This is a genomic window from Bradyrhizobium sp., from assembly GCF_016462955.1.
Lineage (GTDB): Bacteria > Pseudomonadota > Alphaproteobacteria > Rhizobiales > Xanthobacteraceae > Bradyrhizobium.
In genome coordinates this window covers 1-2027 of the sequence record NZ_JAEMSD010000453.1, presented here as the reverse complement: position 1 = coordinate 2027, position 2027 = coordinate 1, and the positions used below count along the sequence as shown (strand labels likewise).

The following is a 2027-nucleotide window of genomic DNA, read 5'->3' as shown; positions in this document are numbered from 1 at the left end:
GCGTAAGCCGCCACGTCCCCATCTGGGACGCATACGTTGGTGGATTACGCTTCGCTAATCCACCCTACGCATCACACCAGTTTCAGCGGCACATCGGTGACCACGCGAAGGTCGATGCGCCCGATCAACGCCGCACGTCGCGCCTCCGCAGCACTGATCGCCTCGTCCGTCTGCCGCAGCGTCGAGACGTTCGAGCCGAGCGAGACGATCCCGCCGAGCACCAGGGCGATTGATCCGAGCGCTGCGGTCTGGCCGAATCCAAACAGACCGAGGATCGTCACCAACAACAGCAAGGCGCCGCCGCCAATCGCGATCTTGGACGCCAGGATGTACTTGCGGCACCGCTCGGCAATCTCGGCTAGCCGCTCGATGCGATCTTCGATGTCGGCGATTTCGTCGGTTGGGTCGTCTTCGGTCATGAGATCTGTGAGCGAGCAAATCGGGACAATGGCGTCAGGTGTCTAGGACACCGGCACAACGCAAGCAGGGATAGGGCCAATCGACATAGCTGGCTCGCCCGAAGAATTCCAAGGCACAGCCGGTGCGTGAGCATGGTTTGCAGAGCTTGGCAACACGCTCACTCGAACATCCACGCGGTCCCGCCTATGATCGGTGATCGCTTCGTATCGGAGACTATCGGGCCCGCCGTAACCAGGTCGAGCCAAGTAGAAAACGCTTATGCCGCGAACCCAGCGCCCGACACAAGCTCGATCCGTTCCAGAGTCGCCCGCCACCTCGAAATCCTCGATACGGTAACAGACAAACCCATGCTCTGGTGACTTCATGAGCACGAGCCGGGGAAGCTCCACCGGCGCACAAGTCTTGTCGGCGTCGGCGTAACCTTCGATAACGGTCTCTTCTGGCGTTCGGACGGTAACGGTCAACTCGGTGTCTTGTGCGAAGCACGATATGCTCATCGCCAGCACTGCGGACCACGCACCCAATTTCAGGGCGCACCATCCTTTGGCGCTCCGCCACAAGCTCGATCGTCGACGCCAGATTGCCACCGACGCCTTCATCCCTCACAACGGCAAATTGTCGTGCTTCTTCGCCGGCATTTCCGTCTTCTTGTCCTTCAGCATCGCCAGCGCCCTTGCGATCCGCTTCCGCGTCGAATGCGGCATGATGACGTCGTCGATGTAGCCGCGCTCGGCGGCAATGAAGGGCGACAGGAAGCGGTCCTCGTATTCCTTGGTGCGGGCGGCGATCTTGTCGGGGTCGCCGATGTCACTACGGAAGATGATCTCGACCGCGCCCTTCGCGCCCATCACCGCGATCTGGGCGGTCGGCCAGGCGTAGTTCATGTCGGCGCCGATCTCCTTGGAGGCCATGACGTCGAAGGCGCCGCCATAGGCCTTGCGGGTGATGATGGTGACCAGCGGCACGGTGCACTGCGAGTAGGCGAACAGCAGTTTTGCGCCGTGCTTGATCAGGCCGCCATATTCCTGCGCGGTACCGGGCAGGAAGCCCGGCACGTCGACGAAGGTGACGATCGGGATGTTGAAGGCATCGCAAAAACGAACGAAGCGCGCCGCCTTGCGTGATGCGTCGGAGTCAAGCACGCCCGCGAGCACCATCGGCTGGTTGGCAACGAAGCCGACGGTGCGGCCCGCAATGCGGCCGAAGCCCGTCACGATGTTCTTGGCGAAGCTTTCAGCGATCTCGAAGAAGTCGCCCTCGTCCACGACCTTCAGGATCAATTCCTTCATGTCGTAGGGCTTGTTCGGATTGTCGGGGATCAGCGTGTCGAGCGACATGTCGACCCGCTCGATGTCATCGAAGCTCGGCCATTCCGGCACGCCGTCGGTGTTGTTGGACGGCAGGAAGTCGATCAGCCGCCGCATCTGCAAGAGCGTCTCGACATCGTTCTCGAAGGCGCCGTCGGCGATCGAGGAGCGCGTCGCGTGCACCGAGGCGCCGCCGAGCTCCTCCGCGGTGACGACCTCGTTGGTCACGGTCTTCACGACATCGGGGCCGGTGACGAACATGTAGCTGGTGTTCTTCACCATGAAGATGAAGTCGGTCAT

General features: G+C 61.6%; 2 protein-coding genes. Both read right to left on the bottom strand.

Going from position 1 to position 2027, the window contains the following annotated elements:
* Positions 1-71: 71 nt before the first annotated feature.
* Positions 72-419 carry a hypothetical protein gene (locus JHD07_RS31410; RefSeq protein ID WP_291629213.1) on the bottom strand — a complete coding sequence of 116 codons (348 nt, stop codon included), beginning with the start codon at positions 417-419 and terminating at the stop codon, positions 72-74.
* A 603-nt stretch (positions 420-1022) separates the two neighbouring features.
* A partial coding sequence (locus JHD07_RS31405; RefSeq protein ID WP_291629211.1) for a carboxyl transferase domain-containing protein occupies positions 1023-2027 on the bottom strand: 1005 nt, incomplete at its 5' end.

Coding starts and splice junctions, on each gene's coding strand:
- JHD07_RS31410 (WP_291629213.1), bottom strand. CDS start 419: ATGACCGAAGACGACCCAACCGACGAAATCGCCGACATCGAAGATCGC.